Raw genomic sequence first — 26,992 nt, 5'->3', positions numbered from 1 at the left:
GCGGGACGGATCGCGCAAGTACCCAGCCGTCGAGACCGCCGAAACGGTGACGTTCCCGACCGTGTCGCCGCAACTGTCGCCACATCCGTACGAGACCGAACGGCTCTGCGAAGCGGCTAGGCAGGATGGGCGTATCGTTGCGATTTGGGCCGAGCCTACCCCAGGGTCGCCGGATGAACGTCTCGGTTACCTATCGGTAGACATGACGTGCGCCTTCACGAGGTACACGATGGGGAGCGGTGCACGGCCAGGCAGAACCCCAGGCGAAAGCCCCGACAGCGAAGGAACAGCGTGGCTTCCGGATCCGATCGCAACCCGATCATCATTGGCGGCCTGCCGAGTCAGGTCCCGGACTTCGATCCCGAAGAGACCCAGGAGTGGCTCGACTCCCTCGATGCCGCGGTCGACGAACGCGGCCGTGAGCGGGCCCGCTATCTGATGCTCCGGCTGATCGAGCGCGCACGCGAGAAGCGCGTCGCCGTGCCCGAGATGCGCAGTACGGATTACGTCAACACGATCGCCACCAAGGACGAGCCGTTCTTCCCCGGCAACGAGGAGATCGAACGCAAGGTCCTGAACGCGACCCGCTGGAACGCCGCGGTCATGGTCTCCCGCGCCCAGCGTCCCGGCATCGGCGTCGGCGGCCACATCGCCACCTTCGCCTCCTCCGCCTCCCTCTACGACGTGGGCTTCAACCACTTCTTCCGCGGCAAGGACGAGGGCGACGGCGGCGACCAGATCTTCTTCCAGGGGCACGCGTCCCCCGGCATCTACGCCCGCGCGTTCCTCCTCGACCGGCTCACCGAGCCGCAGCTCGACGCGTTCCGCCAGGAGAAGTCCAAGGCGCCCAACGGTCTCTCCTCGTATCCGCACCCGCGGCTGATGCCGGACTTCTGGGAGTTCCCCACCGTCTCCATGGGTCTCGGCCCGCTCGGCGCGATCTTCCAGGCGCGGATGAACCGCTACATGGAGGCGCGCTCCATCGCCGACACCTCCAAGTCGCACGTCTGGGCGTTCCTCGGCGACGGCGAGATGGACGAGCCCGAGTCGCTCGGCCAGCTCTCCATCGCCGCCCGCGAGGGCCTGGACAACCTCACCTTCGTCGTCAACTGCAACCTGCAGCGCCTGGACGGCCCGGTGCGCGGCAACGGCAAGATCATCCAGGAGCTGGAGTCGCAGTTCCGCGGCGCCGGCTGGAACGTCATCAAGCTGGTCTGGGACCGCAGCTGGGACCCGCTGCTCGCGCAGGACCGCGACGGCATCCTGGTCAACAAGCTGAACACGACGCCCGACGGCCAGTTCCAGACCTACGCCACCGAGACCGGCGCCTACATCCGCGACCACTTCTTCGGCGAGGACCAGCGGCTGCGGTCCATGGTCGAGAACATGACCGACGACCAGATCCTGCACCTGGGCCGCGGCGGTCACGACCACAAGAAGATCTACGCGGCGTTCTCCGCGGCCAAGGCCCACAAGGGCCAGCCGACGGTGATCCTCGCCCAGACGGTCAAGGGCTGGACCCTCGGCCCGAACTTCGAGGGCCGCAACGCCACGCACCAGATGAAGAAGCTGACGGTCGACGACCTCAAGGGCTTCCGCGACCGTCTGCACATCCCGATCACGGACAAGCAGTTGGAGGACGGCGCCCCGCCGTACTACCACCCGGGCCGCGACTCCGAAGAGATCCAGTACATGCACGACCGCCGGCTGGGACTCGGCGGCTATGTCCCGACCCGTGTCGTGCGCGCCAAGCCGCTTCCGCTGCCCGAGGACAAGGCGTACGCGGCCGCGAAGAAGGGCTCGGGTCAGCAGTCGATCGCCACCACCATGGCGTTCGTCCGCATCCTCAAGGACCTCATGCGGGACAAGGAGATCGGCAAGCGGTTCGTACTGATCGCCCCCGACGAGTACCGCACGTTCGGCATGGACGCGTTCTTCCCGAGCGCGAAGATCTACAACCCGCTCGGCCAGCAGTACGAGGCCGTGGACCGCGAACTCCTGCTCGCCTACAAGGAGTCGCCGACCGGCCAGATGCTGCACGACGGCATCTCCGAGGCGGGCTGCACGGCCTCGCTGATCGCCGCCGGGTCGGCGTACGCCACCCACGGCGAGCCGCTGATCCCGGTGTACGTCTTCTACTCGATGTTCGGTTTCCAGCGCACCGGCGACCAGTTCTGGCAGATGGCCGACCAGCTCGCGCGCGGTTTCGTGCTCGGCGCCACCGCGGGCCGCACCACGCTGACCGGCGAGGGCCTGCAGCACGCGGACGGTCACTCGCAGCTGCTCGCCTCGACCAACCCGGCCTGCGTCGCCTACGACCCGGCCTACGGCTACGAGATCGCGCACATCGTCAAGGACGGCCTGCGCCGGATGTACGGCCCCGACAGCGAGGACGTCTTCTACTACCTCACCGTCTACAACGAGCCGATCCAGCACCCGGCCGAGCCGGACGACGTGGACGTCGAGGGCATCCTCAAGGGCATCTACCGCCTCAAGCCCGGTGCGCAGGGTGCCGTGCCGGCCCAGATCATCGCGTCCGGCGTGGCGGTGCCGTGGGCGGTCGAGGCCCAGCAGATCCTGGCCGCCGAGTGGAACGTGAAGGCGGACGTCTGGTCGGCGACCTCCTGGAACGAACTGCGCCGCGACGCGGTGGAGGTGGAGCGGCACAATCTGCTGCACCCCGAGGAGGAGCAGCGCGTCCCGTATGTCACGCGCAAGCTGTCCGGCGCCGAGGGGCCGTTCGTGGCCGTCTCCGACTGGATGCGGAGCGTCCCCGACCAGATCTCCCGCTGGGTGCCCGGCACGTACCAGTCGCTGGGTGCGGACGGCTTCGGCTTCGCGGACACGCGCGGTGCGGCCCGTCGCTTCTTCCACATCGACGCGCAGTCGATCGTGGTCGGCGTGCTGACCGAGCTGGCCCGTGAGGGCAAGGTCGACCGCTCCGTCCTGAAGCAGGCGATCGACCGCTACCAGCTCCTCGACGTCACGGCCGCCGACCCGGGTGCGGCCGGGGGCGACGCGTAGCGAACCGTGTGACGCGTGAGGTCGCGCGTCATGTGCGGGTGTCTCGTCCGGAGGGCGGCGGCAGGCCTTGGGCCCCGTCGCCCTCCGGCGTTTGCGGTCCGCGGCCATCTAGCGCTCCCAGACCTTGAACGCCCGTACCCGATAAGGCGATGCGGGGGCCCATGTCCCGCTGCCGGGGTAGGTGTTGAACTCGCCGGTCTCGGCGCACTCCGCCGACTGGTACACGGTGACCGGCCGTCCCGTGCGGTTGGCGAGGGCTTCCGCGCTGCCCCCCTCCGGCAGCGCGACGCAGCTCTCGATGTCGATGTCCGCCAGCTCGTACACATGCCGGGCGCCCCGGAAGTCCGACTGCTCCCAGAGGCAGAGCTCCCCCGTGGCGCAGCCGCGGAGCGTCGGCGGGGCGGTGGCTCCCGCGTGGGCGGGGGTGAGGACGACCGCGGCGAGTGCGGCCGCCGCGACGGTCGTGATCGTCCTGATGGGCGTGGACTTGGGCGCGGGCATGGTCGCGGGCGTGGACTTGGTCGTGGGCGTGGACTTGGTCGTACGCATGGTCGTAGGCATTGCTTCAACCCCCGTATGGCGTGGCGCAGTTGCCCGCACGCCGCTCGACGCGGTGGCCCGTGCCGTGCTCGTGCGGATCTTCTTCCTGCACTGTGGACCCGCCCGCCGGGGCGTCGGAAGGGGTACGCCCGTGCCTCACCCTGATAGGCGAAAGCCCCCCAGGTTGTCCCTGAGGGGCTTTCCCTGACATCGGCGACCGGTGGCTCAGATGTGGCCCACGCCCGCGCCCGCCTCGGCGTTGACGCCGCGCTTGGTCAGGAACGCGACGAAGACGGCGACCACCGCGACGCCGGTGGCGACCAGGCAGGCCAGGCCCATGCCCGACATGAACGTGTCGTGCGCGACCGAGGTGATCTGCTCGGCGACGGACGGCGGGGCCTTCGGCGGCACCGGCGCCACACCGACCTGGACGGCCTCGGCGGCCTTGTCGAGCTGGGCCTCGCTGAGCGGCGGGAGCTTCGCCTCGGCCCACTTGTCGGGCAGCTCGCTGTCGACCTTCGACGCCATGACGGCGCCGAGGACGGCGGTGCCGAGGCTGCCGCCGATCTGCATCGCGGCCTGCTGCAGACCGCCGGCGACGCCGGAGAGCTCCATCGGGGCGTTGCCCACGATGACCTCCGTGGCGCCGACCATGACGGGCGCGAGGCCGAGGCCGAGGAGCGCGAACCAGAGCGACATGAGGCCGCTGCCGGTGCCCGCCTCCAGCGTGGACATGCCGTACATGGCGACGGCCGTGCAGAGCATGCCGCCCGCGAGCGGGATGCGCGGACCCACCTTGGTGATCATCGCGCCCGCCAGCGGGGAGCCGACGATCATCATGCCGGTGAGCGGCAGCAGATGCAGACCGCTGTCGACGGGGCTCATGTCGTGCACGTTCTGCAGGTAGAAGGTGACGAAGAAGAGCCCGCCCATGAAGGCGATGGCCATGAGCACCATCAGCACGACGCCGGCCGACAGCGCCACGGAGCGGAACAGCGCCAGCGGGATGAGCGGTTCCGCGACCTTGGACTCCCACGCCGCGAAGAGCGCGAAGCTCAGCACCGAGGCACCGATGAAGGTCCACGTCATGCCGTCGCCCCAGCCCCACTCCGGCGCCTTGATGAGGGCCCAGACCAGGCAGAACATGGCCGCCGAGAGCAGGACGATGCCGACGACGTCGAAGGACTTCGGCGCGTTCTCCGCGCGGTGGTCGCGGAGGATCACCAGGCCGAGGACGAGGGCGATGACGCCGACCGGCACGTTGATGAAGAAGACGGACTGCCAGCTGACGTGCTGGACGAGGAGGCCGCCGAGAATCGGGCCGCCGGCGGTGGAGGCGCCGATCACCATGCCCCAGATGCCGATGGCCATGTTGAGCTTCTCGGCCGGGAAGGTGGCGCGCAGCAGGCCGAGCGCGGCGGGCATCAGCAGGGCGCCGAAGAGGCCCTGGAGCACGCGGAAGGTGACGACCAGCGCGATGCTGTCGGACAGTCCGATGGCCCCGGAGGCGGCGGCGAACCCGACCACGCCTATGAGGAAGGTCTGCCGGTGGCCGAAGCGGTCGCCCAGCTTGCCCGCGGTGATCAGCGCGACGGCTAGCGCGAGGAAGTAGCCGTTGGTGATCCATTGGACGTCCGCGAAGGTGGCGCCCAGGTCCTTCTGGATGGCCGGGTTGGCGATCGCCACGATGGTGCCGTCCAGGGCGACCATCATCACGCCGATCGCGACGGCGAAGAGCGTCAGCCAGGGGTGGCCGCGGAGCCCCTTGGCCGGGGCCGGAGCGGACAGGGGCTCCGGCGCCTCGTCCGCCTTGTCGACGGTGGTCTGACTAGTCATGTGTTCGAGATTAGTGACAGCCTCTGACAGTTGACAAACCATTTCACAAGTCGGTAACTGTCACGTGGCTCACAGGTATGGTGAACTGGGCAAACGGCAGGAAAGAGGGCAATGGCGTGAAGACCACGCAGCGAGCGACCGACGCCCCGGCCGCACGGTCGGAGACCCTTGAGGGGACTCCCTCCGGGTCCACCGGTCCCGGCCTGCGCGAGCGCAAGAAGCAGCGCACCCGGGACGCACTCCTGCGCGTGGCACTCGAACTCTTCACGACCAAGGGGTACGAGGAGACGACCGTCGACGAGATCGCCGAGGCCGTCGACGTGTCCCAGCGCACGTTCTTCCGGTACTTCGCCAACAAGCAGGAGGCCGCCTTCGCCGTCCAGGAGATGGTGGAGGCGCGATTCGTGCAGGCGGTGCGCGACCGGCCGGCCCACGAGGACCCGATGACGGCGCTGCGCGGCGCGGTCCTCGGCGCCTGGCAGGCGATGGGCCAGTCGATCGAGGAGGTCGTCCCGGTCGAACTGCACATGCGCACTTACCAGATGATCGAGTCGACCCCCTCCTTGCTCGCCGTGCACCTGCGGCGCTCCATCGAGACGGAGGACGTGGTCGCCCGTGTGATCGCCGAGCGCGAGGGGCTCGACCTCGACACGGACCCCCGCCCGCGCGTGGCGGTGGCCGCCTTCAGTGGCGTCATGCGGGTCACCGGGCGGCTCTGGGGCGCGGGCCAGGACGCCAGCGTCGAGTCGATCCGCGACCTCACGGAGACCTATCTCGACCACCTGGGGCCCGCGTTGGCGGCGGACTGGCACGCACCCCAATCGCACACGGGTGCGGGACAGTCACCCAACCCGCCGGGCACTTCCGCGCATTGAGCGACTTGAGGCGCACCCTGAGTTACTGTCACCTCTGACTCGCACGTGCGACCGTTACCTACGGAGCGTGACGGCGGACCCAATGTGCGTCCGCTTTGCCTCAATTACCCGTCAAGAAACGTGATCTGCCTCACGCGATGCACGGTAAACATCACGGTTCTCCTAGGGTGTTCCGTAGTGACTTCCTTCGACTCATCCCCTCAACTCAACGCCTGGCGCGCTCTGCTTGCGCTCGCCGTCGTGTTCGTCATGCTCGCCACCACCGGCTGGACCGCCGTGCGGCACAACCAGGGTGATGCCTCCCCGGTCGAGGCCTCGCGCTCCGCCTGGGAGCACGGGCACATCGGCAAGCGCGCGCTGCCCGACACCGACGCTCCGGCCGGCCGGCTCGCGCGCTTCTTCGCCTCGCTCGACACACAGCAGCGCCACCGCCTCGCCGCGCGCTATCCCCTTGCGGTCGGCAACATGAACGGCGCTCCCGCCGACCTCAGGTACCGCGCGAACCGCATCGCCCTGGGGAAGGCCCGCACGATCGAGCGTCGGCGCATGCACGACGACCGCCTCTCCCCGCTGGGGAAGCAGGAGGCCGAGCGCCGGATGAAGCGGTTCGGGGTCATGATGCGTCCGGGACGCCAGGTCATCGCGTTCGACCCCATGGGGTCCGGGCGGATGGCGGAGGTCTTCGGAGACCTCGACAAGGCCCGCCGCGTGTCGGTGGTCGTCCCCGGTGTCGACACCAACGTGCTGACGTTCGAGCGGACGTTCAGGAAGTACTCCGCTCCGGTGGGCATGGCGAAGTCGCTCTACCGCGAGGAGCACGCGGTGGCGCCCCACGCGCGTACCGCCGTGATCGCCTGGGCCGACTACACCGCGCCCGCCGGGATCGGCGTCGACGCGGCCACGGCGATGCGGGCCGAGGACGGGGCCACGCGGCTCGAAGCCATGGTGCGGGGCCTGCCCGGCCGCACCCCGGTCGCGCTGTACTGCCACAGCTACGGCTCCGTGGTGTGCGGTGTGGCCGCGCGGACGCTGCCCGACCGTGTCACCGACATCGCCGTGGCCGGCAGCCCCGGCATGCGCGCCGACACGGCCTCGCAGCTGGGTACGGGGGCCCGGATCTGGGCCACCCGGGACGGCGACGACTGGATCCAGGATGTCCCGAACATGGAATTCGGCGGGCTCGGCCACGGCGCCGACCCGGTGTCCGGCGGCTTCGGCGCGCGCGTGCTGTCCGCGGCCGGCGCACGGGGGCACACCGGCTATTTCGAGCCGGGCACGGAGAGCCTGCGCAACTTCGCAGAAATCGGTACCGGCTCGTACGACGGGGTGCGATGCGCGAGCGACGACAACGCCTGCCGAAAGGGTTTTTCCGGCACGGCGGCGGCCTGACGCGCGTAGAAATCGATGAAACAGCGGCCCGCAGCAGGAGGGACGGAGGAGCTCGTGCCGCCTACGATGAGCCGCATGGGTGACGTACTGGCCGGATTTCATGCCGCCTGGGAGTTTCAGTCCGACTCCGTGCTCATCCGCTTCGAACGGGGAATCCGCACACCGAAGCTCTTCCAGGCCCTCGGTGAACGGCGCATCCCGCATGAGGCGATCGCGGCGGTGACACTCTCCCCCGGCAAACGCGGGACCGTGGTCCTGCATGCCGTGCCGAGACCGGGCGCCGATCCGCTGATGGAGGCGGCCGCGGGGCAGCTCAAGGAAGGCTGCGACCCGTACCGTCTCGTGCTACCCGCCGAGCGGGAGACGCTCGCCGAGTACTACGCGGACGAGCTGCGGGCGCGGATCCCCGCGGACGACGGTGAGCCCGCGGACGGGTACCTGGTGGCCCCGCCGGAGGCTCCGCTGCAGTTCAAGGCGTACGACGGGAAGGCCTCCTTCGACGGCAAGACGGTGTCGTTCCGCTGGTTCTGGACGGGCGCGTCGTCGGCGAAGTGGAAGGCCGGGGACCAGAGCTTCCTCGTCACGGACCTGAGCGGCATCGAATGGCGCTCCCCGGAGGTGTTCGAGGGACATCTGCGGCTGTTGCGCCGTGAGACTCCCGTGGCGCAGCCCGGCCAGGCCGACCAGGACCCCGCGGCCGTGGTCTTCGGGCTCGGCTACGGGCCGGTCCACGAGTCGCTGCCGTTCGCCGCGTCGGTCCTCGCGGCGGTGCGGGCGTCCGGCCCGGCCGCGCACGGTGACGGGGTCGTCGCGAGCGTCTCCGCGCCGCCGTCCGTGCGGCGAGATCCGGCGGACATCGCGGACCGCATCCGACACCTGGGCGAGCTCCATCAGTCGGGGCTGCTCACGGACGACGAGTTCACGATGAAGAAGGCCGAACTGCTCGCGGAGCTCTGAGGTCAGTGGTACGTGTGTGACTTCTGGTGCTGCTGGTGCTGACGGGTCTGCTGGTGCTGACGGGGCTGCTGGTGATACCCGCGAGCAGAAGTCATACCCGGGTATGAGCCGGATTCCGGCTCCCCGGTATGACGTGCCGGCGAGGGCCCCGGCCCTACGCTGATCGGGCCATGAGCAGCGCATCGACATCTTCCGCCGCAGAGCCCCGCCGTCCCGCGCCCGAGCCGGACGGACACCCGGGGCCCCTCCGCCGTGCCGCCGCGACCGTCCGCGACGGGCTGCGCGCGATGGGGACAGCGCTGTGGGAACCCGCACCGTCGACCGAACCGCTGCTCGCGCACGATCCGCGTCGCTGGGTGCGCAGGCTGCCCGTCCTGGTCGCGGCCGGCTTCATCGCCATCCTCATCCCGGTCACCGTCCGGGTGCTCACCCACGACTACGGCGTCAACGGCGCCGTAGCCGGCGCGCTGGGGGTCGCCCAGTCCGCGCCGCTGCTCCTCGCGGTCACCCGGCCGCTGCGGGCCTGGTGGATCGTGCTCGTCTCGGACGTGGTGGGGGCCGTCGTGACGATGGCCGCCGATCCCGGCCACCTCGCCCCGTGGACCGCCGTGACCATCGTGGGGTACCTGGTCCTCTGCTGTGCGCTGGCCCTGCGGGAGGGCCGGCGCACGCTCCTCGGGGTCTGGCTGGTCACCGTCGCCGCCGGGCTGGTGCTCGGCGCGTTCCGCGGCGCCGCCAGCCAGGACACCGGCCTGGTGCTGACCGTGCTGAGCGGGGCCGTGCTCCTGCTCGGCACGCTGCTGCGGGAGCGCGCGGAGGCCCGGCGCAGACTCGTCGAGCAGGAGACCATCAGCGAGGCCGAGCGCGCCCAGCGCACCCTGCTCGAAGAACGGGCTCGTATCGCAAGGGAGTTGCACGACGTCGTGGCGCACCACATGTCGGTGATCACCGTGCAGGCCGACTCCGCGCCCTACCGGCTGCGGGGCCTGCCCGCCTCGGCCGAGGAGGAGTTCGGGGCCATCGCGACCAGTGCGCGGGAGTCGCTGACCGAGATGCGGCGGCTGCTCGCGGTGTTGCGCAGCGAGGGGGCGCACGGCGAGCGGGCACCGCAGCCGGGACTCGACCGCCTGCCCCACCTGGTCGAGGCGACAGCGCGTGCGGGCATACCGATCGACCTGTCACGCCCCGAGTTGGCGATCTTGCGGCAGCTGGCCGAGGTGACGCCAGCCGTGGATCTGTCCGCGTACCGCATCGTCCAGGAGGCGCTGTCGAACGTGATGCGCCACGCGCCGGGCGCACGCACCGAGATCACCGTGACGCTCGACTCCACACATCTGCTGGTCCTTGTGGTCAACGGCCCGTCGACGGACTCACCCGGTCCGCTGGAGAGCGGGGGCACCGGGCACGGCCTGGTGGGCATGCGTGAGCGCGTACGGTTGGTCGGCGGCACGGTCGACGCCGGCCCGCTTCCCGACGGCGGTTTCCGGGTGGCCGCCCGACTTCCCCTCGTCCCGAAGGGCTCCGGCACCGCATGACCATTCGCGTGATCGTCGTCGACGACCAGTCCATGGTGCGGGCGGGGTTCGCCGCGCTGCTCGCGGCGCAGAGCGACATCGACGTGGTGGGCGAGGCGCCGAACGGCAAGAAGGCGATCGAGCTCAGCCGCAGCGCTCACCCCGACGTGGTGCTGATGGACGTCCGCATGCCGGAGCTGGACGGACTCTCCGCCGCCCGCGCCCTGTTGGACCCGCCGCCCGGTGTGGTGCACCGGCCGAAGGTCCTGATGCTCACCACCTTCGACGTGGACGACTACGTGTACGAGGCGTTGCGCGCCGGAGCCTCCGGGTTCCTGCTCAAGGACGCGCCGCCCGCCGATCTCATCTCGGCGGTACGGGTGGTGGCGGCCGGTGACGCGCTGCTCGCGCCGTCGGTGACCCGCCGGCTGATCGCCGACTTCGCCAAGCAGCGGACCGCCCCGCGCCACCAGTCGCTGCGACTCGGTGGCCTGACGGAGCGTGAGACGGAGGTGCTCGCACTGATCGCGCGCGGCCTGTCCAACAAGGAGATCGCCGAACATCTGGTGCTCGCCGAGCAGACGGTGAAGACCCATGTCGGCCGGGTGCTCAGCAAGTTGGACCTGCGGGACCGGGCTCAGGCGGTGATCTTCGCCTATGAGTCGGGGCTGGTCACGCCGGGCGAGCAGTAGCCTCCGCCATCCGCTCGGACGCGGCCCGTTCCGACGCGGCTCGTTCCGCCGCGAGCCTCTGCGACACCGCCCGTTCCGTCACCCTGCCGGCGCCCGCGTACACGTCGATCTTGTAGTCCAGGACGGCGAGGGTGCCCTGGAGCTCCGCGATGCGGTCGCGGACGTCCCGCCGGGTCTGCTCCAGGAGTTCCTGCCGATCGGCGAAGGTGTGCTCGCCCGCGCGCACCAGTTCCGCGTAACGGACCATGTCCGCCACCGGCATCCCGGTCAGCCGCAGCTTGCCGACGAAGGCGAGCCAGTCCAGGTCGCGGTTGCGGTAGCGGCGCTGGCCCGTGTGGGAGCGGTCGATGTGCGGCATCAGGCCGATCCGCTCGTACCACCGGAGCGTGTAGGCGCTCAGGCCGGTGTGGGCGGCGACCTCGCTGATCGTGTAGTGGTCCTGGCCGTCCGGACTCGGATGCCCGGCCACCACCGAGGCGCAGACGTCCACGCCGTCGGCGGTGCGGGCCGGCGCCGCCCCGGCCTCCGTCACCGTCGCCCCGGCCTCCAGGACCGTCGTCCCGGTCTCCATCACCATCGCCCTGGTCTCCATCACCGTCATGGTCCTCACGCTAAAACCTTGGAGTGGACTCCAAGCAAGCGGATCCGGGGAAAATCGCGAGACGTCTCAGCCTGTGGTCACTACCGTCCGGGACATGAGCCTTGTACGCCGTGCCACGCCAGAGGATGCCGAGGAACTGATCAGACTGCGGCAGGTGATGATCGACTCGGTCTTCGCCGCCCGTTCCGGGGCCGAGTCCGACACCAGCTGGCACGCCGAGTCCCTGGTGACCCTGCGGCGCAGGCTGCGGGAGCCGGAGGGGGACTTCGCGGCGTTCGTCGTCGATCACCCGGAGCGGCCCGGCGGGCTCGCGGCGCTGGTGGTCGGGACGATCGAGTACCGGATCGGGCGGGTCGGCAACGCGCACGGCCGGGTCGGCCATGTGTTCAGCGTCGCCACCGACCCGGACCAGCGGCGCAAGGGGCATGCGCGGGCCTGCATGGAAGCGCTGCTCGACTGGTTCCGCGCGCGAGGTGCGGGCCAGGTGGACCTCAACGCCTCGGCCGAGGCGGAGCCGCTCTACGTGGCGCTCGGCTTCGTGCGCAAGCCCGACCCCTCGATGCGGCTGACCCTGTAGGGCGCATAGGCTCGGCCCCATGCGAAGCCTGGCGTTGATCGAGAACTGGCCGGTCCCCACCGCTGCCGCCGCCGTCGTCCGTGCGGACGGCACGCGGGTCGGGGCGCACGGCCCCACCGACCGGCGGTTCGCCCTCGCCTCGGTCACCAAGCTCCTCGCGTCGTACGCGGCCCTCGTCGCGTACGAGGAAGGGGCCGTCGAGCTCGACGAGCCGGCCGGGCCCGAGGGTTCGACGGTGCGGCATCTGCTCGCGCACACCAGCGGGCTCGCGTTCGACGAGCACCGGGCGACGTCGGAGCCGGGCACGCGGCGGCTCTACTCGAACGCCGGGTTCGAGGTGCTCGGCGACCACATCGCCAAGGCGACGGACATTCCCTTCGCGGAGTATCTGCGCCAGGCGGTCCTGGAGCCGCTGGGCATGACGTCCACCTCACTCGAAGGGGACCGGTCGCCCGCGAAGGACGGGGTGTCGACCGTCGACGACCTCGTGCGGTTCGCGGCGGAGGTGCAGGCGCCGCGGCTGCTCGACGTGCGGACCGTGGCGGCGGCGATGAGCGTGACGTACCCGGGGCTGAAGGGCGTCCTGCCGGGGTACGGGCACCAGAACCCCAACGACTGGGGGCTCGGGTTCGAGATCCGGGACGCCAAGTCGCCGCACTGGACAGGGAGTTCGTCCTCGCCTCGGACGTTCGGGCACTTCGGTCAGGCGGGCACGTTCCTGTGGGTCGACCCCGACGCGGGGGCCGCCTGCGTCGCCCTCACCGACCGGCCCTTCGGACCGTGGGCCGCCGAGGTGTGGCCGCCGTTCACCGACGCGGTGCTCGCCGAACTCCGCGGCTGAGCGCCCGCCCCGTACCCGTACCCGTATACGAGGAGCTGCTCCTCGTACCCCTGCGCGAGAAGCTGCGCCCCACCCCTACACCGCGTCCGTCATCTCCCAGAGCAGGAGTTCCGCGGCGTCCGCCGCCACCGCCTCCAGGCCTCGCTCCCCGGTGATCCGCGCCGAGTCCCCCGGGGCGAGGCGCTCGCCGGCCAGGTCCAGGGCGCCGCGCACCACATGCACGTACACGAACGGCGCGTCCGGGATGCCGAGCCGCTCCCCCGCCGCCGGCCTGCGGACATGGAGCAGCGCCCCCGCGCCGGGGACCGCGTAGGGCGTGGAGTCGGCGATGCCGCGGACCACCTCGTAGGACGGGTCGCCGCCCTGGGTGCGCGGGGCCAGCCACATCTGGACGAAGACGAGCGGCGCCGGGCCGTCGTTGCGCTCCACGTGGCGCACGCCGCCCGCGGCGGACAGGTGCTGCACGTCGCCGCGGCGCACCACCGACGCGTGGCCGGTGGAGTCGCGGTGGGTCAGCTCGCCCTCGGCCACCCACGTCACGATCTCCGTGTGGCTGTGCGGGTGTTCGTCGAAGCCGGAGCCGGGCGCGAGGCGCTCTTCGTTGCAGGCCAGGATCGCGCCGAAGCGGAGGTTGTCCGGGTCGTAGTGCGGCCCGAAGGAGAGGGCGTGGAAGGACTCGATGCCGGCCGCGGTCTCCCCGCCGCGGTACCGGTCCTCGGAGCGCCGTACGTCGATCACGCACCCCACGGTAGGCCCTCTCCGGCCCCCGCCACCGCATGTCCCCGCCCCGATGAGGCAGTCTTGTCCCGTGCCCGAACCTTCAGCGAACGAATCCCACCAGGAGTTCCCCCAGGAGTTCCGTCAGGAGCCGCACCGGGAGTCCGGTCAGGACGCCCGGCGTGCCCATGCCCACGCCGCGACGCTGAAGCGTCTGGAGAAGTCGTCCGGGAGTCTCGCGGCGCAGGCCATCGCGCGCATGGACGAGACGCTGTCCTGGTACCGGGCGATGCCGCCGGAGAACCGCTCCTGGATCGGTCTGGTCGCGCAGGCCGGTATCGCCGCGTTCACCGAGTGGTTCCGGCACCCGGACGCGCCCCAGGCCATCTCGACCGACGTCTTCGGGACCGCGCCGCGCGAGCTGACCAGGGCCATCACCCTGCGCCAGACCGTGGAGATGGTGCGCACCACGATCGAGGTGATGGAGTCCGCGATCGACGAGGTGGCGGCCCCCGGGGACGAGTCCGTGCTGCGCGAGGCGCTCCTCGTCTACGCACGTGAGATCGCCTTCGCCACCGCTCAGGTGTACGCACAGGCCGCCGAGGCACGCGGTGCCTGGGACGCCCGGCTCGAATCGCTTGTCGTCAACGCGGTGCTGTCCGGCGAGGCCGACGAGGGCGCCGTCTCCCGCGCCGCCGCCCTCGGCTGGAACTCCCCCGAACACGTCTGCGTGATCCTGGGGACCGCACCCGACGGCGACAGCGAGCTCACCGTCGAGGCCATCCGCCGCGCCGCCCGGCACGCGAAGCTGCAGGTCCTGACGGGTGTGCTCGGCGACCGCCTGGTCGTCATCGCGGGCGGCAACGACAACCCGCTGCACGTGGCGAAGTCCCTGATCGGGCCGTACGCGGCCGGGCCCGTGGTGGCCGGCCCGATCGTGCCGGACCTGCTCGCCGCGACCCGTTCCGCGCAGGCCGCGGCCGCCGGGCTCAAGGCCTGCGCCGCCTGGCAGGACGCGCCGCGCCCCGTCCTCGCGGACGATGTGCTGCCGGAGCGCGCGATGGCCGGGGATCCCGCGGCGCGCGACCAGCTGGTGGAGGAGATCTACAGACCGCTGGAGGAGGCGGGCTCCGCGCTCCTGGAGACGCTCAGCGTCTATCTGGAACAGGCGAGCAGCCTCGAAGGAGCGGCCCGGATGCTCTTCGTCCACCCCAACACCGTGCGCTACCGGCTCCGACGTGTGACTGACGTCACCGGCTGGTCGCCTTCCGATGTGCGCTCCGCGTTCACGCTGCGCATCGCGCTGATCCTGGGGCGGCTGGCCGACGGGGATCCCCAGTCGTAGGGTTTTGTCGGCCTCCTACAATTACCCCGGCTGTTCTTCGTCCCTGTCCCCACGGGCGGGCCCCACCGTCCACAAGAGAGAGTGTAAGAGTGCTCGTACTCGTCGCTCCCGGCCAAGGCGCTCAGACGCCCGGCTTCCTGACCCCCTGGCTCGACCTCCCCGGTGCTGCGGACCGCATCGCCGCCTGGTCCGACGCCATCGGGCTCGACCTCGCCCACTACGGCACCCAGGCCGACGCGGACGCGATCCGCGACACCGCCGTGGCCCAGCCGCTGCTGGTGGCCGCCGGTCTGCTCTCCGCCGCGGCACTCGGTGACATCACGCCCGGCGCCGTCGCCGGACACAGCGTCGGTGAGATCACCGCCGCCGCGTACACCGGTGTGCTCACCGACGACGCCGCCCTGAAGCTCGTGCGCAAGCGCGGCCTGGCCATGGCCGAGGCCGCCGCCGTCACCGAGACCGGTATGGCCGCGCTGCTCGGCGGCTCCCCCGAGGTCACCGTCCCGCACCTGGAGAAGCTGGGCCTGACCCCGGCGAACGTGAACGGCGCGGGCCAGATCGTGGCCGCGGGCACCCTGGAGCAGCTCGCCGCCCTCGCCGAGGACAAGCCCGAGGGCGTCCGCAAGGTCGTCCCCCTCAAGGTCGCGGGCGCGTTCCACACCGAGCACATGGCTCCCGCGGTGGCCCAGCTGGAGGAGGCCGCCAAGGGCCTCGACCTCGGCGACCCGCGGTTCCCGTACGTCTCGAACCGCGACGGCAAGGCGGTCGACGCCGGCGCCGACGTGATCACGCGCCTGGTCGGACAGGTCGCCAACCCGGTCCGCTGGGACCTGTGCATGGAGACCTTCAAGGAGATGGGCGTGACGGCGCTGATCGAGGTGTGCCCCGGCGGCACCCTGACCGGTCTCGCCAAGCGCGCGCTGCCGGGCGTCAAGACGCTCGCGGTGAAGACCCCCGATGACCTCGACGCGGCCCGCGAGCTCGTCGCCGAGCATTCCTAGCCGAGAGCGACAAGGAGCCGTAGCGCATGTCGAAGATCAAGGCCGGCCAGGGCCACCCGTACGCACGGATCATGGGTGTCGGCGGCTACCGTCCCACGCGCGTCGTGCCGAACGAGGTCATCCTCGAGACGATCGACTCGTCGGACGAGTGGATCCGTTCCCGCTCCGGCATCGCGACCCGCCACTGGGCCTCCGAGGAGGAGACCGTGGCCGCGATGTCCGTGGAGGCCTCCGGCAAGGCGATCGCCGACGCCGGCATCACGCCCGAGCAGATCGGCGCCGTGATCGTCTCCACCGTCTCGCACTTCAAGCAGACCCCGGCCATCGCGACCGAGATCGCGGACAAGATCGGCGCGGGCAGGCCCGCCGCGTTCGACATCTCCGCGGGCTGCGCCGGCTTCGGCTACGGCCTGACCCTCGCCAAGGGCATGGTCGTCGAGGGTTCCGCCGAGTACGTCCTGGTGATCGGCGTGGAGCGGCTCAGCGACCTCACCGACCTGAGCGACCGGGCGACGGCGTTCCTCTTCGGTGACGGCGCGGGTGCCGTGATCGTCGGCCCCGCCAAGGAGCCGAGGATCGGTCCGACGGTCTGGGGCTCGGAGGGCGACAAGGCCGGGACGATCAAGCAGACCGAGTCCTGGGAGGCGTACCGCAACGGCGCGCCCGACAAGTTCCCGGCCATCACGCAGGAGGGCCAGGCGGTCTTCCGCTGGGCCGTGTTCGAGATGGCGAAGGTCGCCCAGCAGGCGCTGGACGCGGCCGGAATCACCGCGGACGACCTGGATGTCTTCATTCCGCACCAGGCCAACGAGCGGATCATCGACTCGATGGTGAAGACTCTGAAACTGCCGGAACACGTCACGGTCGCCCGTGACGTGCGCACCACCGGCAACACCTCGGCCGCCTCGATCCCGCTCGCAATGGAGCGGCTCCTGGCGACCGGCGAGGCGAAGAGCGGCGACACCGCGCTCGTCATCGGCTTCGGGGCGGGTCTCGTGTACGCCGCCACGGTCGTTACCCTCCCCTAGGCACTCCGTCCGGACCATCCGGTCCGTACGGCTGTAAACCACCCTGCCGCTCCTGCGGCGGGCGCCACACCCTCTGGATACACAAGAAGGAGCGCCGACATGGCCGCCACTCAGGAAGAGATCGTCGCCGGTCTCGCGGAGATCGTGAACGAGATCGCCGGCATCCCGGTCGAGGACGTCCAGCTGGACAAGTCCTTCACCGACGACCTGGACGTCGACTCGCTGTCCATGGTCGAGGTCGTCGTCGCCGCCGAAGAGCGCTTCGACGTCAAGATCCCCGACGACGACGTCAAGAACCTCAAGACGGTCGGCGACGCGACCAAGTACATCCTCGAGCACCAGGCCTGACCAGGCCGTAGCTCAGTCGCCACCCGGCGGTGGCGCCGCTGATCCCCTCAACACCGTGGAGAATTTTCCTGTGAACTCGACCAATCGCACCGTGGTCGTCACCGGTATCGGCGCAACCACACCGCTGGGTGGCGACGCAGCGTCGACGTGGGAGGGCCTGCTCGCGGGCCGCTCCGGCGTCAGCGCGCTGGAGCAGGACTGGGCAGCCGAGCTGCCCGTCCGCATCGCCGGCCAGATCGCCGTCGAGCCCGGCGAGATCATCCCCCGCCCGCAGGCCCGCAAGCTGGACCGGTCGGCGCAGTTCGCGCTGATCGCGGCCAAGGAGGCCTGGGCGGACGCCGGCTTCACCGCGAAGGCGGGCGAGGACACCTCGGTGGACCCGCACCGTCTGGGCGCCGTCATCGCCTCCGGCATCGGCGGCGTGACCACGCTGCTCGACCAGTACGACGTGCTCAAGGAGAAGGGCGTACGCCGCGTCTCCCCGCACACCGTGCCGATGCTGATGCCCAACTCCCCGGCGGCCAACGTCGGCATCGAGCTGGGCGCCCACGCGGGCGTCCACACCCCGGTGTCGGCCTGCGCCTCGGGCGCGGAGGCCATCGGCTACGCGATCGAGATGATCCGCACCGGCCGCGCCGACGTCGTCGTCGCGGGCGGCACGGAGGCGGCGATCCACCCGCTGCCGATCGTCGCGTTCGGCAACATGATGGCGATGTCCAAGAACAACGACGACCCGCAGGGTGCCTCGCGCCCCTACGACGCGGACCGCAACGGCTTCGTGCTCGGCGAAGGTGCCGGCGTGGTCGTCCTGGAGTCGGAGGAGCACGCCAAGGCCCGCGGCGCCAAGATCTACGCGGAGGCCGTCGGTCAGGGCATCTCGGCCGACGCCCACCACATCACGCAGCCCGAGCCGTCCGGCAACGGCATCGCAGCGGCGCTGCAGAACCTGATCGACACGACCGACCTCAAGCCCGCCGAGATCGTGCACGTGAACGCGCACGCGACCTCGACGCCGCAGGGTGACGTCGCGGAGATCAAGGCGCTGCGCAAGGCGTTCGGCGACGACGTGGACCACATGGCGATCGCCAGCACCAAGTCGATGACGGGTCACCTGCTCGGTGGCGCGGGCGGCGTGGAGACCGTGGCCACGGTCCTCGCGCTCAAGCACCGCATGGCCCCGCCGACGATCAACATCGAGAACCTCGACCCCGAGGTCGACGCGGACGTCATCCGTGACGAGGCCCGTGCGCTGCCCGAGGGCAGGATCGCGGCGCTGAACGACTCGTTCGGCTTCGGCGGCCACAACGTCGTCCTGGCGTTCCGGACCGTCTGAGTCCACCCGCACGTACGCGAAGGGGCCCCACCACCCGGTGGGGCCCCTTCGCGTTGCCTGCCGGAAGGCGGGCGTCAACCACCTGTCAGACCATCTGTCAGACCACCTGGTGGAGCCATCGCACGGGCGCGCCCTCGCCCGCGTACCGGAAAGGCTCCAGCTCGTCGTCCCAGGGCTTGCCGAGGAGCTTGGCGAGCTCTCCCTCCAGATCGCTCTCGCCGCGCTGCGAGCGGGCGAGCGCGGCACGCAGCCGGTCCTCGGGGATCAGGATGTCGCCGTGGATGCCGGTGACCGCGTGGTAGATGCCGAGCTCGGGCGTGGCGCTGTACCGCTCGCCCTCGGCGCTCGCGCAGGGTTCGGCCGTGACCTCGAAGCGCAGCAGGTCCCACCCGCGCAGGGCGGAGGCGAGCTTGGACGCGGTGCCCACCGAGCCCTGCCAGGAGAATTCGGATCTCCAGGTGCCCGGCGCGGCGGGCTGCCTGATCCAGTCGAGGCTCACGCGCGCGCCGAGCACGCCCGCGACGGCCCACTCGACGTGTGGGCACAGCGCGCGCGGAGCGGAGTGCACGTACAGAACTCCACGTGTCGTCACCGGGACCTCCAGTGTGGGTCGAGGTTCGCCTTCCCCAGCGGCCTCGCGCCCGTGCCGAGCAGTTTTCCCAAATACTAGATAAACCTGGGAAAAGGGGACAGATGTGACGTGATGTAATTTAGCGGAACCACTGCAGCGGGGCGCCACCGGGTGGACACCCGCCCTGTCGCTGCCGTGACAGCGACAGGCCCGGCGGCTACGGGGCCGAGGCTACCGTGCGGCGGCGCAAGGAGTGTGACGTACCGTCGGTCCGAAGGCCAGGAAACGCCGACCATTCACCCGGCGGGGCGCAACCCCGGCCGCGCGCACGACGTCACGTTGAACGACCGAGGGGAGCAGGGATGCACAGTCGCAGGCGCCGCTCGCGTGCCGTGGTCGCGTTCGCGACCGCGGCCCTTCTGTGTGGCGGGGCGCTCACCGCGTGTGACGCGCAGGGCGGCAACTCGCCGGCGCCGGGTTCGCCCGGCCACGCCAAGCCCGCCCCCTCGCCCACCCCGGTCTGGGACACCTCGCCCCGTTCGGTGGCCGCCGTCGGCGACTCCATCACCCGTGGCTTCGACGCCTGCTCGGTGCTCTCCGACTGCCCCGAGGCGTCCTGGGCGACCGGCACCGACGCCGAGGTCGACAGCCTGGCGACCCGGCTGCTCGGGAAGGCGCGGGCCTCCTCGCACAGTTGGAACCACGCGAAGACCGGGGCGCGGATGGCGGATCTGACCCGGCAGGTCGAACAGGCCGCCGCCGAGCGGCCGGAGCTGGTCACGGTGATGACGGGCGCCAACGACGCCTGCCGTCACTCCGTCTCCTCGATGACGCCGGTCGCCGACTTCCGCGCCGACTTCGAGCGGGCGATGCGGGCCCTGCGCCGCGAACTGCCGAAGGCCCAGGTGTACGTGGCGTCGGTGCCGGACCTGAAGCGGCTCTGGTCGCAGGGGCGGACCAACCCGCTGGGCAAGCAGGTGTGGAAGCTGGGCATCTGCGCCTCGATGCTGTCCGACCCCGATGACCTGGACGCCAAGGCGACGCAGCGGCGGGCGAAGGTGCAGGATCGCGTGGTCGCGTACAACGACGTCCTGGAGGAGGTCTGCGACCAGGACCGGCGGTGCCGGTACGACGGCGGTGCGGTCTTCGACTACCGCTTCGACGGCGACCAGTTGAGCCACTGGGACTGGTTCCACCCGAGCAAGAACGGCCAGGCGAGGCTGGCCGAGATCGCCTACCGCAAGGTGACGGCGCGCAAGCCGGCGGCCTAGGCGAACCGTTGCCGTACGGGCGCGGCCCGGCCCGGCGTAGGGTCTCGATCATGCGCAGTGAACTCTTCGGGACGCTCCCCGACGGCACGCCCGTCCACCGCTGGACCCTGGAACGGAGCGGGGTGCGGGTGCGCGTCCTGACGTACGGCGGCATCGTGCAGTCGGCGGAGGTTCCGGGCGGATCCGGCGGGGCGGCACCGGTGCCGGTGGCGCTGGGGTTCGGGGACCTGGAGGGGTATCTGGCCCATCCGGGGCCCTACTTCGGGGCGCTGGTGGGGCGGTACGCGAACCGGATCGCGGGCGGCTCCTTCGCGCTCGACGGACGGACCTTCCGCCTCGCGCGCAACAACGGCCCCAACGCCCTGCACGGCGGCGAGCGCGGCTTCGACAAGCACGTCTGGGACGCGGAGCCCGCGGGCGGGCACGGGGTACGGCTCGCGCGGGTCTCCCCCGACGGCGAGGAGGGCTACCCCGGGCGCCTCGCGGTCTCGGCGACGTACACGCTGGACGAGGCGGGCGCGCTGCGGATCGCCTACGAGGCGACCACCGACGCCCCGACCGTCGTGAACCTCACCAACCACACGTACTGGAACCTGGCGGGCGCGCACGGCGGGAGCGACGCGCTCGGCCACGAGGTGCGGATCGCCGCGTCCCGGATCACCCCCACGGACGCCGACGGGATTCCGACCGGGGCGTACGAGGACGTGACGGGGACGCGGTACGACTTCCGCGAGACGGCGGGCGCCGGCCCCGGCTACGACCACAACTACGTCCTCGACAAGGGGGTCACGGCGGCGCCGGTCGAGGTGGCCGCGCTGCGCGACCCGGGCTCGGGCCGGGTCCTGACGGTCTCGACGACCGAGCCGGGGCTCCAGCTCTACACGGGCGACCACTTCGCGCCGGACCTGCCGTTCGCGCCCTGCGCGGGGATCGCGCTGGAGACGCAGCGCTTTCCCGACTCCCCGAACCGGGACGGGTTTCCCTCCACGGTGCTGCGGCCGGGCGAGGTGTTCGCCTCGGAGACGGTGTACGGGTTCTCCGTGACGTGAGGGTCATCCGGCGCGGGTTTTCTTCACGGGGTGGGACGCGGCGGTGCGGGTAAGTGTCCCAGCGGTGCTGCGGGCGGAGGCTTTTTTGCGCAGTTCCCCGCGCCCCTATCCCTCACTGTCCCTGACAACCTTCCTGTGGGCCGGTGGGGGGTGCTCGCGCAGTTCCCCGCACCCCTTACAACTTCCCTGCGGGTCAGTCGGGGTTGCTCGTCCCGTTCCCCGCGTCCGTTACGGGGCGTGGCCGTGGACGGCGCCGGAGGTGCCGTTTTAGGGGCGCGGGGAACTGCGCGACCAGCCCCCACCGGGCCGCACCCGGCAAAGCACCGATCCGCCCCCGCACCGATCCGCCCCCGCACCGGACCCTCCCCGCAACGGCCCGCGGCCCCCGCTCACGTAGAGGGTCGGGCGCGGATATAGGGAACCGCTCGGGAGATGTCCTCCGAGGCCACCGCCGGGTCCGCGCACGCCGCCCTGTAATGGTCAAGCACAACCTCCATCACCGGAAGCCCCGCGACCCCCGTCGCGAGGGCCACGTCCTTGACCGCGAGGTCGTTGGCGAAGTGCACGCCCTCCGCGAAGGCCCGGGCGACCGCACCACCGAGCGGCCCCGCCGCAAGCGCCTCCCGCGCCGTGCCCTCCGCGAGCCCCAGGGAGTCGGCGAGCTTCATGGCCTCCGCGACCAGGGCCACGCCACCCAAGACCGCCGTGTTCACGACGAGCTTGAGCGCGGCGCCGGAGCCGGGCGCGCCGGTGCGGGTGACCGGACCGAAGCGGGCCAGCACGTGCTCGACGGCGCCCGCGTCGCCGCCCGCGAGGACGCCGAGCCGCCCTTCGGCCGCCTTGTCCGTGCTGCCCATGACGGGGGCGTCGACGAGGGTGACGCCGGCCGGGACGCGGTCCGCCAACTCCCGTACCGTATCCGGCCCGACGGTCGACATCTCCACCCAGTACGAGCCGGCGCGCAGCGCGGGGAGGACCGCGTCGGCGACTTCGCGCACGGCGTCGGGGCCCGCGAGCATCGTGATGACGACGTCGGCGTCGCGTACGGCCTCGGCGGGGCTCGCGGCGGCCGTGGCCCCCGCTTCGACGAGGCGTTCCGCCTTCGCGGGGGTACGGTTCCAGACGGTCAACGGGTGCTCGGCCGCCAGGAGTTGGCGGGCCATCGGCTCGCCCATGTGACCGAGGCCGAGGAATGCGATCTTTTCCATGCGGTCGACGCTAGGCCCGGCTCCGTCATGCGACAAGCGAATGTCTAGCATGCGAGCCATGCCGAACCCGCATGCCACGCAGGGGCCCACCACCACACCCTCGGACCCCTCACTCCCGAACCTGTCACCCCCCGAACTGTCGACCGTCTGGCTCCGCACGTTCCTCGACGTGGCCCGGCACGGCTCCTTCACGGTGGCCGGGCGGGAGCTGGGGTGGACGCAGTCCGCGGTGTCGCGGCAGATCTCCGCGCTGGAGGCGGCGCTGGGCGGGGCGCCGCTCTTCGACCGGTTGCCGCGCGGGGTGCGGCCGACCGCGCAGGGCCGGGCCCTGCTTCCGCACGCGCGGGACATCCTGGCCCGACTGAGCATCGTGGGGCGGGAGTTGGCGGCCCTGCGGGACGCGTCGGGCGGGCCGCTGCGGGTCGGGGCGTTCGCGACGGCGGACGCGGGGCTGGTGCCGCGGGCCATCGCCGGGTTCCGGGCCCGCCACCCGGGCGTGGTCCTGACCCGCGAGGAGGGCCTGACGCCCGCCCTCCTGGCCCGCCTGGCGGAGGGCGAACTCGACCTGGCGGTGGTGTCGTCGACGGGCGGCGCGCGGCCCGGCGAGGCGTACGACCTGCACCACCTGCTCGACGAGGAACTGTACGTCGCCCTGCCCGCGGGCCACGCGCTGACGGCCGAGCCGGAAGTGACCCTGCCCCAACTCGCCGCCGAGGACTGGGTGTCGGGCACCCGCAACGGTGAGCGCGCCCTCCTCGCCCCGGCCCTCCGCCACGGCTTCCGCCCGCGCGTGGCCCACGTCGTCGCGGAGTGGACGGCCAAACAGGGCTACGTCGCGGCAGGCCTCGGCGTGACCCTCGTCCCCGCACTCGCGGCGGAGGGCATACGACCGGACATCACCCTGGTACCCGTACGGGACGAGGGCCTCCCCGCCCGCACGGTGTACGCGGCAACCCCCCGAACCCTGACACCCACCCCCGCGACGACCCCGTTCCTGGCGGCGCTGCGCGTGGCGGCGGGAGGGGTGGGCTGAGCGGGCCGCGCTCAGGCGATCCAGCGGCGCGGGTGCGGGAGGTGGTGGGCCGCGGGGAGGGCGGGGGCGTCGCCGGGGTGCCCCGGCCTGAGCGTCAACTCCGGTGCGGGGAGGGCGCGTCCGGTGCTCTTCAGCCCTGCTGCGGCAGCTGTTGGGTCGCGCAGTGGATGCCGCCGCCGCCCTCGCCCAGTGCGTCCACCGGGACCTGGACGACCCGCCGCCCCGGGTAGAGGTCCCGCACGGTCGACGCCGCCGCGTCGTCCGCCTTCCTGTCGCCGAAGCGGGGCATGATCACGGCGCCGTTGGCCACGTAGTAGTTCACGTAGGTCGCGAGGAAGTCGTTGCCACGGCGGCCGATGTCGGACGGCTCCGGCAGGGCGACGATGTCGAGGCGCTTGCCCCGGGCGTCCTTCGCCGCGCCCAGGGCTTCGCGCGCCTGGGCGTACGCCTTCGTCCAGACGTCCTCGGGCGCCGCCGGGCTCGGCGTGCTCATGAGGACCACGCCGGGTTCGGTGAAGCGGGCCAGCGCGTCGATGTGGCAGTCCGTGATGTCCTCGCCCCGGACGCCGTCCACCCAGAGGACTTCGGTGGCGCCGAAGAGTCCCCTCAGTTCGCGCTCGATGTCGGCGCGGGACTTTCCGGGGTTGCGGTTCTCGTTGACCAGCGAGCTCTCGGTCGCGAGCAGCGTGCCGGCGCCGTCGACCTCGATCGCGCCGCCCTCCCCGACGAGGGGCGCCTCGATCCTGGCGATGTGCCGGTCCGCGAGGATCTCGCGCGCGACCTTTCCGTCGCGGCCGTGCTCTTGTTTGTCGCCCCAGCCGTTGAAGTTGAGGTCGACGCCCGCGATGCCGTCCGGGCCGAGGACGAAGCTCGGTCCGGTGTCCCGCATCCACAGGTCGTCCACCGGGACCGGCACGACCGTCACGCCCGAGCCGCAGGCGCGCCGGGCCGCAGCCACGTCCCGCCCGTTCGCCAGCAGGGTCACCGGCTCGAACTCGGCGATCGTCCGGGCGATCCGCGCGATGTCCTCGCGGACGGCGTGCACGTCCGTGCTCCAGATGCGGCGGGTCGGCCAGGACATGTACGTCAGCTCGTGCGGCGCCGACTCCTCGGGCATGCGTCGGTCGCCGCCGGGGGTCGCGGCGGCCGGCCCGGCCCGGTCCCTCCTGCCCCGCCCGCCGGTACGGCCGCTCTCGCCGCCGCCCCCGCCCCCGCAGGCGCTCAGCGTCGCGCCGAGGGCGGCGAGGCCCCCGATCCCCACGGCCCGGCGCCTGGACATCCGCGTGAACGCGAAGGACATGATCGATCCCCTTGACTAACCTTGGCTGACCTTGACTGTGGCTGACCTTGGCTGACCTTGACTGAAAATTCGGTCAGTACGAGCGTAAGGCATGATCGGGCATCGGACACGTCGACCGTCTTCCTCAGGCGGTTTCCTCAGGCAGTGGAGTACGCGATGCCGGACAGGCCCACCCAGATCCTCGAAGCCGCCGCCCGGCTCATCGCGCGGCGTGGCGTGCGCGGGCTGCGGGTGGAGGAGGTGTCCGCCGAGGCCGGCGTCTCGACCGCGCTGATCTATTACCACTTCAAGGACCGTGCGGGGCTGCTCCGCCGCACGCTGGAGTTCATCGGCCGCCGCGCCGTCCGCTACACCGACCCGGCCCTCGACGCCGCCCCGGACCACGACCCCCGCGCCCAGCTCACCGACCTGCTGCTCCTGGAGCTCCAGGACACCCCCCGCGTACGGGAGAACAGCGCGGCGTGGGGCGAGTTGCGTGCCACCGCCGTCTTCGACCCGGACCTGCGCGAGCAGCTGGCCACCGCCACCCGGGAGTGGGCCGAGGACCTGGCGCACCTCGTACGGCGGGCCGAGGCCGCCGGGCAGGCCCGTGCCGGGGTCGACGCGGAGGCCGCGGCCGAGCGGCTCACCGCGCTGGTCGAGGGGTTGAGCGAGCGGTGGCTGAGCGAGTCGCTGCCGCTCGACCGGGCCCACGAGTTGCTGCGCGGCGCGGTCGACGTGGAGTTGGGGCGTCCGCGCCCTGAGCGGTAGGGGGATCCATGAGTACGGGCAAGATGCACGCCGACGAGGCCGACATCGACGAGGCGCTGGTGCGGCGGCTGGTGAGGGCGCAGTTCCCCGCGTGGGGCGGGCTCGACGTGGCGCGCGTGGACTCCGCGGGGACGTCCAACGCGATGTACCGGCTGGGTGCGGACATGGTGGTGCGGCTGCCGCGGGTCGCGGGTGCCGCGCGGGACGTGGAGCGGGAGCAGGTTTGGCTGCCCCGGCTCGCGCCCGCGCTGCCGGTCGCGATTCCCGTACCGCTGGGGAAGGGGCGGCCGGGCGAGGGGTACCCGTATCCGTGGTCCGTCTTCCGGTGGCTGGAGGGTGAGACGCCCGATCCGGACCGGGAGCTCGCCGAGCCGGTGCTGTTCGGTAAGGACGTGGCGGAGTTCGTGACCGCGCTGCGCGCGGTGGACCCGGCCGGGGCGCCCGCGGCCTACCGGAGCGACCCGATGGCGGAGCGCGACGACGAGACGCGCGCGGTGCTCGCCGCGCTGGGCGACGCCGTGGACGGGCCCGCCGCGGCGGCGGTGTGGCAGGCCGCGCTCGACGCCCCGGCGTGGCCGGGTCCGCCCGTGTGGGTGCACGGCGATCTGCAGCCGGGCAACATCCTCGTCGAGCGGGGCCGGCTCGGCGCGGTCATCGATTTCGGGTGCATGGGTACGGGCGATCCGGCCGTCGACCTGATCTCCGCGTGGTACCTGATGAACGCCGAGGCCCGGGAGGCCTTCCGCACCGCGCTCGGCCGGGCGGCGGACGACGCGATGTGGGCGCGGGGGCGGGGCTGGGCCCTGACGATCGCCCTCATGGAACTGTCGTACTACCGCCGGACGAACCCGGTGATGGCCCGCATCGCGCGTGGCGTGGTCGCACGGCTGACGGGGCGGGGGGCTGGGTAGCCGACCGGAGGCGTGGGGGGCTTTGACGGCTCCGTCGGTGCTGACGTTGCTGACGGCTCCGTGGGCTCACGGGCCGGGGCGCTGGATGCCGCCGGCCCCACGCCGCATCGCGCGCCGCGGGATCGCGCGGCTGACGGGACGGGCGGCCGGGGAGCCGCCCGCAGGCTCCGTCGGCCCTGGCGGCTCGGATGGCTCCGCTGGTTCACGGGTCGTGGCGATGGGCGCCGCCAGCCACACGCCGCATCGCGCTCCGCGTCATCGCGCGGCTGACCGAACGGGTG

General features: G+C 71.7%; 25 protein-coding genes. 18 read left to right on the top strand and 7 right to left on the bottom strand.

The genetic code is table 11. The features are described from left to right. Positions 1 to 291: 291 nt before the first annotated feature. The gene (gene aceE, locus ACZ6CV_RS01490; protein ID WP_469248717.1) at positions 292 to 3,024 is read left to right on the top strand and encodes a pyruvate dehydrogenase (acetyl-transferring), homodimeric type; all 2,733 of its coding nucleotides are present in this window, start codon (positions 292 to 294) and stop codon (positions 3,022 to 3,024) included. Between the two features lie 108 nt (positions 3,025 to 3,132). On the opposite strand, the gene ACZ6CV_RS01485 is transcribed toward aceE, so the two are convergent. Both ACZ6CV_RS01485 and ACZ6CV_RS01480 read right to left on the bottom strand, forming a co-directional pair. Beyond that, positions 3,133 to 3,525, bottom strand: a complete 393-nt coding sequence (locus ACZ6CV_RS01485) for a peptidase inhibitor family I36 protein (RefSeq protein WP_469249586.1) — start codon at positions 3,523 to 3,525, stop codon at positions 3,133 to 3,135. A gap of 264 nt (positions 3,526 to 3,789) precedes the next feature. Further along, positions 3,790 to 5,400 (bottom strand): MFS transporter, encoded by a 1,611-nt coding sequence (locus ACZ6CV_RS01480; RefSeq protein WP_469248715.1) that lies wholly within the window; start codon positions 5,398 to 5,400, stop codon positions 3,790 to 3,792. 116 nt (positions 5,401 to 5,516) lie between these two features. Between ACZ6CV_RS01480 and ACZ6CV_RS01475 the strand changes: the two genes are divergently transcribed. From ACZ6CV_RS01475 to ACZ6CV_RS01455, 5 genes are all read left to right on the top strand, one after another. Further along, on the top strand, positions 5,517 to 6,275 hold the full coding sequence (locus tag ACZ6CV_RS01475; protein WP_469248712.1) for a TetR/AcrR family transcriptional regulator: 759 nt from the start codon (positions 5,517 to 5,519) through the stop codon (positions 6,273 to 6,275). 177 nt (positions 6,276 to 6,452) lie between these two features. Continuing rightward, the gene (locus ACZ6CV_RS01470) at positions 6,453 to 7,664 is read left to right on the top strand and encodes an alpha/beta hydrolase (protein WP_469248710.1); all 1,212 of its coding nucleotides are present in this window, start codon (positions 6,453 to 6,455) and stop codon (positions 7,662 to 7,664) included. A 75-nt stretch (positions 7,665 to 7,739) separates the two neighbouring features. Continuing rightward, the gene (locus ACZ6CV_RS01465) at positions 7,740 to 8,621 is read left to right on the top strand and encodes a DUF4429 domain-containing protein (RefSeq protein WP_469248708.1); all 882 of its coding nucleotides are present in this window, start codon (positions 7,740 to 7,742) and stop codon (positions 8,619 to 8,621) included. A 170-nt stretch (positions 8,622 to 8,791) separates the two neighbouring features. Then, positions 8,792 to 10,156, top strand: coding sequence for a sensor histidine kinase (locus ACZ6CV_RS01460; RefSeq protein ID WP_469248703.1), 1,365 nt, complete (start codon positions 8,792 to 8,794; stop codon positions 10,154 to 10,156). Beyond that, positions 10,153 to 10,827 (top strand): response regulator, encoded by a 675-nt coding sequence (locus tag ACZ6CV_RS01455; protein ID WP_469248702.1) that lies wholly within the window; start codon positions 10,153 to 10,155, stop codon positions 10,825 to 10,827. Before ACZ6CV_RS01460 ends, ACZ6CV_RS01455 begins: the two co-directional genes overlap by 4 nt. Here ACZ6CV_RS01455 and ACZ6CV_RS01450 read toward each other — a convergent pair. After that, entirely contained in the window at positions 10,808 to 11,398 is a 591-nt protein-coding gene (locus ACZ6CV_RS01450; RefSeq protein WP_469249585.1) for a MerR family transcriptional regulator, read from the bottom strand. The two genes, ACZ6CV_RS01455 and ACZ6CV_RS01450, sit on opposite strands and share 20 nt — an antisense overlap. 124 nt (positions 11,399 to 11,522) lie before the next feature. Between ACZ6CV_RS01450 and ACZ6CV_RS01445 the strand changes: the two genes are divergently transcribed. After that, positions 11,523 to 12,005: a GNAT family N-acetyltransferase gene (locus ACZ6CV_RS01445; protein WP_469248700.1), complete on the top strand. Its 483-nt coding sequence runs from the start codon at positions 11,523 to 11,525 to the stop codon at positions 12,003 to 12,005. Between the two features lie 19 nt (positions 12,006 to 12,024). Continuing rightward, entirely contained in the window at positions 12,025 to 12,846 is an 822-nt protein-coding gene (locus ACZ6CV_RS01440; RefSeq protein ID WP_469248698.1) for a serine hydrolase domain-containing protein, read from the top strand. Between the two features lie 75 nt (positions 12,847 to 12,921). Here ACZ6CV_RS01440 and ACZ6CV_RS01435 read toward each other — a convergent pair whose 3' ends face one another. Beyond that, on the bottom strand, positions 12,922 to 13,584 hold the full coding sequence (locus tag ACZ6CV_RS01435; RefSeq protein WP_469248697.1) for a pirin family protein: 663 nt from the start codon (positions 13,582 to 13,584) through the stop codon (positions 12,922 to 12,924). A gap of 70 nt (positions 13,585 to 13,654) precedes the next feature. Between ACZ6CV_RS01435 and ACZ6CV_RS01430 the strand changes: the two genes are divergently transcribed. From ACZ6CV_RS01430 to fabF, 5 genes are all read left to right on the top strand, one after another. Further along, complete coding sequence (locus ACZ6CV_RS01430) at positions 13,655 to 14,908, top strand: PucR family transcriptional regulator (protein WP_469248696.1); 1,254 nt, start codon at positions 13,655 to 13,657, stop codon at positions 14,906 to 14,908. 89 nt (positions 14,909 to 14,997) lie between these two features. Continuing rightward, the gene (locus ACZ6CV_RS01425) at positions 14,998 to 15,909 is read left to right on the top strand and encodes an ACP S-malonyltransferase (protein ID WP_362367453.1); all 912 of its coding nucleotides are present in this window, start codon (positions 14,998 to 15,000) and stop codon (positions 15,907 to 15,909) included. A gap of 26 nt (positions 15,910 to 15,935) precedes the next feature. Beyond that, complete coding sequence (locus tag ACZ6CV_RS01420) at positions 15,936 to 16,937, top strand: beta-ketoacyl-ACP synthase 3 (RefSeq protein ID WP_469248695.1); 1,002 nt, start codon at positions 15,936 to 15,938, stop codon at positions 16,935 to 16,937. 99 nt (positions 16,938 to 17,036) lie between these two features. Then, positions 17,037 to 17,285 carry an acyl carrier protein gene (locus tag ACZ6CV_RS01415; RefSeq protein ID WP_055531551.1) on the top strand — a complete coding sequence of 83 codons (249 nt, stop codon included), beginning with the start codon at positions 17,037 to 17,039 and terminating at the stop codon, positions 17,283 to 17,285. Positions 17,286 to 17,355: 70 nt separating this feature from the next. Then, the gene (fabF, locus tag ACZ6CV_RS01410) at positions 17,356 to 18,618 is read left to right on the top strand and encodes a beta-ketoacyl-ACP synthase II (RefSeq protein WP_469248693.1); all 1,263 of its coding nucleotides are present in this window, start codon (positions 17,356 to 17,358) and stop codon (positions 18,616 to 18,618) included. A 97-nt stretch (positions 18,619 to 18,715) separates the two neighbouring features. Here fabF and ACZ6CV_RS01405 read toward each other — a convergent pair whose 3' ends face one another. Then, positions 18,716 to 19,210 (bottom strand): DUF3145 domain-containing protein, encoded by a 495-nt coding sequence (locus ACZ6CV_RS01405; RefSeq protein ID WP_362367444.1) that lies wholly within the window; start codon positions 19,208 to 19,210, stop codon positions 18,716 to 18,718. Positions 19,211 to 19,551: 341 nt separating this feature from the next. Between ACZ6CV_RS01405 and ACZ6CV_RS01400 the strand changes: the two genes are divergently transcribed. Continuing rightward, positions 19,552 to 20,460 (top strand): SGNH/GDSL hydrolase family protein, encoded by a 909-nt coding sequence (locus ACZ6CV_RS01400; protein ID WP_469248692.1) that lies wholly within the window; start codon positions 19,552 to 19,554, stop codon positions 20,458 to 20,460. A 50-nt stretch (positions 20,461 to 20,510) separates the two neighbouring features. Then, positions 20,511 to 21,509 (top strand): aldose epimerase family protein, encoded by a 999-nt coding sequence (locus tag ACZ6CV_RS01395; protein WP_469248691.1) that lies wholly within the window; start codon positions 20,511 to 20,513, stop codon positions 21,507 to 21,509. A 389-nt stretch (positions 21,510 to 21,898) separates the two neighbouring features. On the opposite strand, the gene ACZ6CV_RS01390 is transcribed toward ACZ6CV_RS01395, so the two are convergent. Beyond that, positions 21,899 to 22,717 carry an NAD(P)-dependent oxidoreductase gene (locus tag ACZ6CV_RS01390; protein WP_469248690.1) on the bottom strand — a complete coding sequence of 273 codons (819 nt, stop codon included), beginning with the start codon at positions 22,715 to 22,717 and terminating at the stop codon, positions 21,899 to 21,901. 49 nt (positions 22,718 to 22,766) lie between these two features. On the opposite strand from ACZ6CV_RS01390, the gene ACZ6CV_RS01385 reads away from it, so the two are divergent. Beyond that, the gene (locus ACZ6CV_RS01385) at positions 22,767 to 23,750 is read left to right on the top strand and encodes a LysR family transcriptional regulator (RefSeq protein WP_469248689.1); all 984 of its coding nucleotides are present in this window, start codon (positions 22,767 to 22,769) and stop codon (positions 23,748 to 23,750) included. Between the two features lie 130 nt (positions 23,751 to 23,880). On the opposite strand, the gene ACZ6CV_RS01380 is transcribed toward ACZ6CV_RS01385, so the two are convergent. Beyond that, entirely contained in the window at positions 23,881 to 25,050 is a 1,170-nt protein-coding gene (locus ACZ6CV_RS01380) for an agmatine deiminase family protein (RefSeq protein WP_469248688.1), read from the bottom strand. A 156-nt stretch (positions 25,051 to 25,206) separates the two neighbouring features. Between ACZ6CV_RS01380 and ACZ6CV_RS01375 the strand changes: the two genes are divergently transcribed. Continuing rightward, the gene (locus ACZ6CV_RS01375) at positions 25,207 to 25,800 is read left to right on the top strand and encodes a TetR/AcrR family transcriptional regulator (protein ID WP_469248687.1); all 594 of its coding nucleotides are present in this window, start codon (positions 25,207 to 25,209) and stop codon (positions 25,798 to 25,800) included. Between the two features lie 8 nt (positions 25,801 to 25,808). Continuing rightward, positions 25,809 to 26,711: an aminoglycoside phosphotransferase family protein gene (locus ACZ6CV_RS01370; protein WP_469248686.1), complete on the top strand. Its 903-nt coding sequence runs from the start codon at positions 25,809 to 25,811 to the stop codon at positions 26,709 to 26,711. Positions 26,712 to 26,992: the final 281 nt, after the last annotated feature.

Source organism: Streptomyces sp. NPDC041713, from assembly GCF_055591085.1.
The sequence above is the reverse complement of the archived record's forward strand: the minus strand, read 5'-3'. Positions and strand labels throughout refer to the sequence as shown.

Excerpts from the sequence above, each read along its gene's own strand:
- ACZ6CV_RS01485 (WP_469249586.1), bottom strand. The coding sequence starts at position 3,525 with ATGCCCGCGCCCAAGTCCACGCCCATCAGGACGATCACGACCGTCGCG.
- ACZ6CV_RS01480 (WP_469248715.1), bottom strand. The coding sequence starts at position 5,400 with ATGACTAGTCAGACCACCGTCGACAAGGCGGACGAGGCGCCGGAGCCC.
- ACZ6CV_RS01465 (WP_469248708.1), top strand. The coding sequence starts at position 7,740 with ATGGGTGACGTACTGGCCGGATTTCATGCCGCCTGGGAGTTTCAGTCC.
- ACZ6CV_RS01460 (WP_469248703.1), top strand. The coding sequence starts at position 8,792 with ATGAGCAGCGCATCGACATCTTCCGCCGCAGAGCCCCGCCGTCCCGCG.
- ACZ6CV_RS01455 (WP_469248702.1), top strand. The coding sequence starts at position 10,153 with ATGACCATTCGCGTGATCGTCGTCGACGACCAGTCCATGGTGCGGGCG.
- ACZ6CV_RS01450 (WP_469249585.1), bottom strand. The coding sequence starts at position 11,398 with ATGGAGACCGGGACGACGGTCCTGGAGGCCGGGGCGACGGTGACGGAG.
- ACZ6CV_RS01445 (WP_469248700.1), top strand. The coding sequence starts at position 11,523 with ATGAGCCTTGTACGCCGTGCCACGCCAGAGGATGCCGAGGAACTGATC.
- ACZ6CV_RS01440 (WP_469248698.1), top strand. The coding sequence starts at position 12,025 with ATGCGAAGCCTGGCGTTGATCGAGAACTGGCCGGTCCCCACCGCTGCC.
- ACZ6CV_RS01420 (WP_469248695.1), top strand. The coding sequence starts at position 15,936 with ATGTCGAAGATCAAGGCCGGCCAGGGCCACCCGTACGCACGGATCATG.
- ACZ6CV_RS01415 (WP_055531551.1), top strand. The coding sequence starts at position 17,037 with ATGGCCGCCACTCAGGAAGAGATCGTCGCCGGTCTCGCGGAGATCGTG.
- ACZ6CV_RS01400 (WP_469248692.1), top strand. The coding sequence starts at position 19,552 with ATGCACAGTCGCAGGCGCCGCTCGCGTGCCGTGGTCGCGTTCGCGACC.
- ACZ6CV_RS01395 (WP_469248691.1), top strand. The coding sequence starts at position 20,511 with ATGCGCAGTGAACTCTTCGGGACGCTCCCCGACGGCACGCCCGTCCAC.
- ACZ6CV_RS01390 (WP_469248690.1), bottom strand. The coding sequence starts at position 22,717 with ATGGAAAAGATCGCATTCCTCGGCCTCGGTCACATGGGCGAGCCGATG.
- ACZ6CV_RS01385 (WP_469248689.1), top strand. The coding sequence starts at position 22,767 with ATGCGAGCCATGCCGAACCCGCATGCCACGCAGGGGCCCACCACCACA.
- ACZ6CV_RS01380 (WP_469248688.1), bottom strand. The coding sequence starts at position 25,050 with ATGTCCTTCGCGTTCACGCGGATGTCCAGGCGCCGGGCCGTGGGGATC.
- ACZ6CV_RS01375 (WP_469248687.1), top strand. The coding sequence starts at position 25,207 with ATGCCGGACAGGCCCACCCAGATCCTCGAAGCCGCCGCCCGGCTCATC.
- ACZ6CV_RS01370 (WP_469248686.1), top strand. The coding sequence starts at position 25,809 with ATGAGTACGGGCAAGATGCACGCCGACGAGGCCGACATCGACGAGGCG.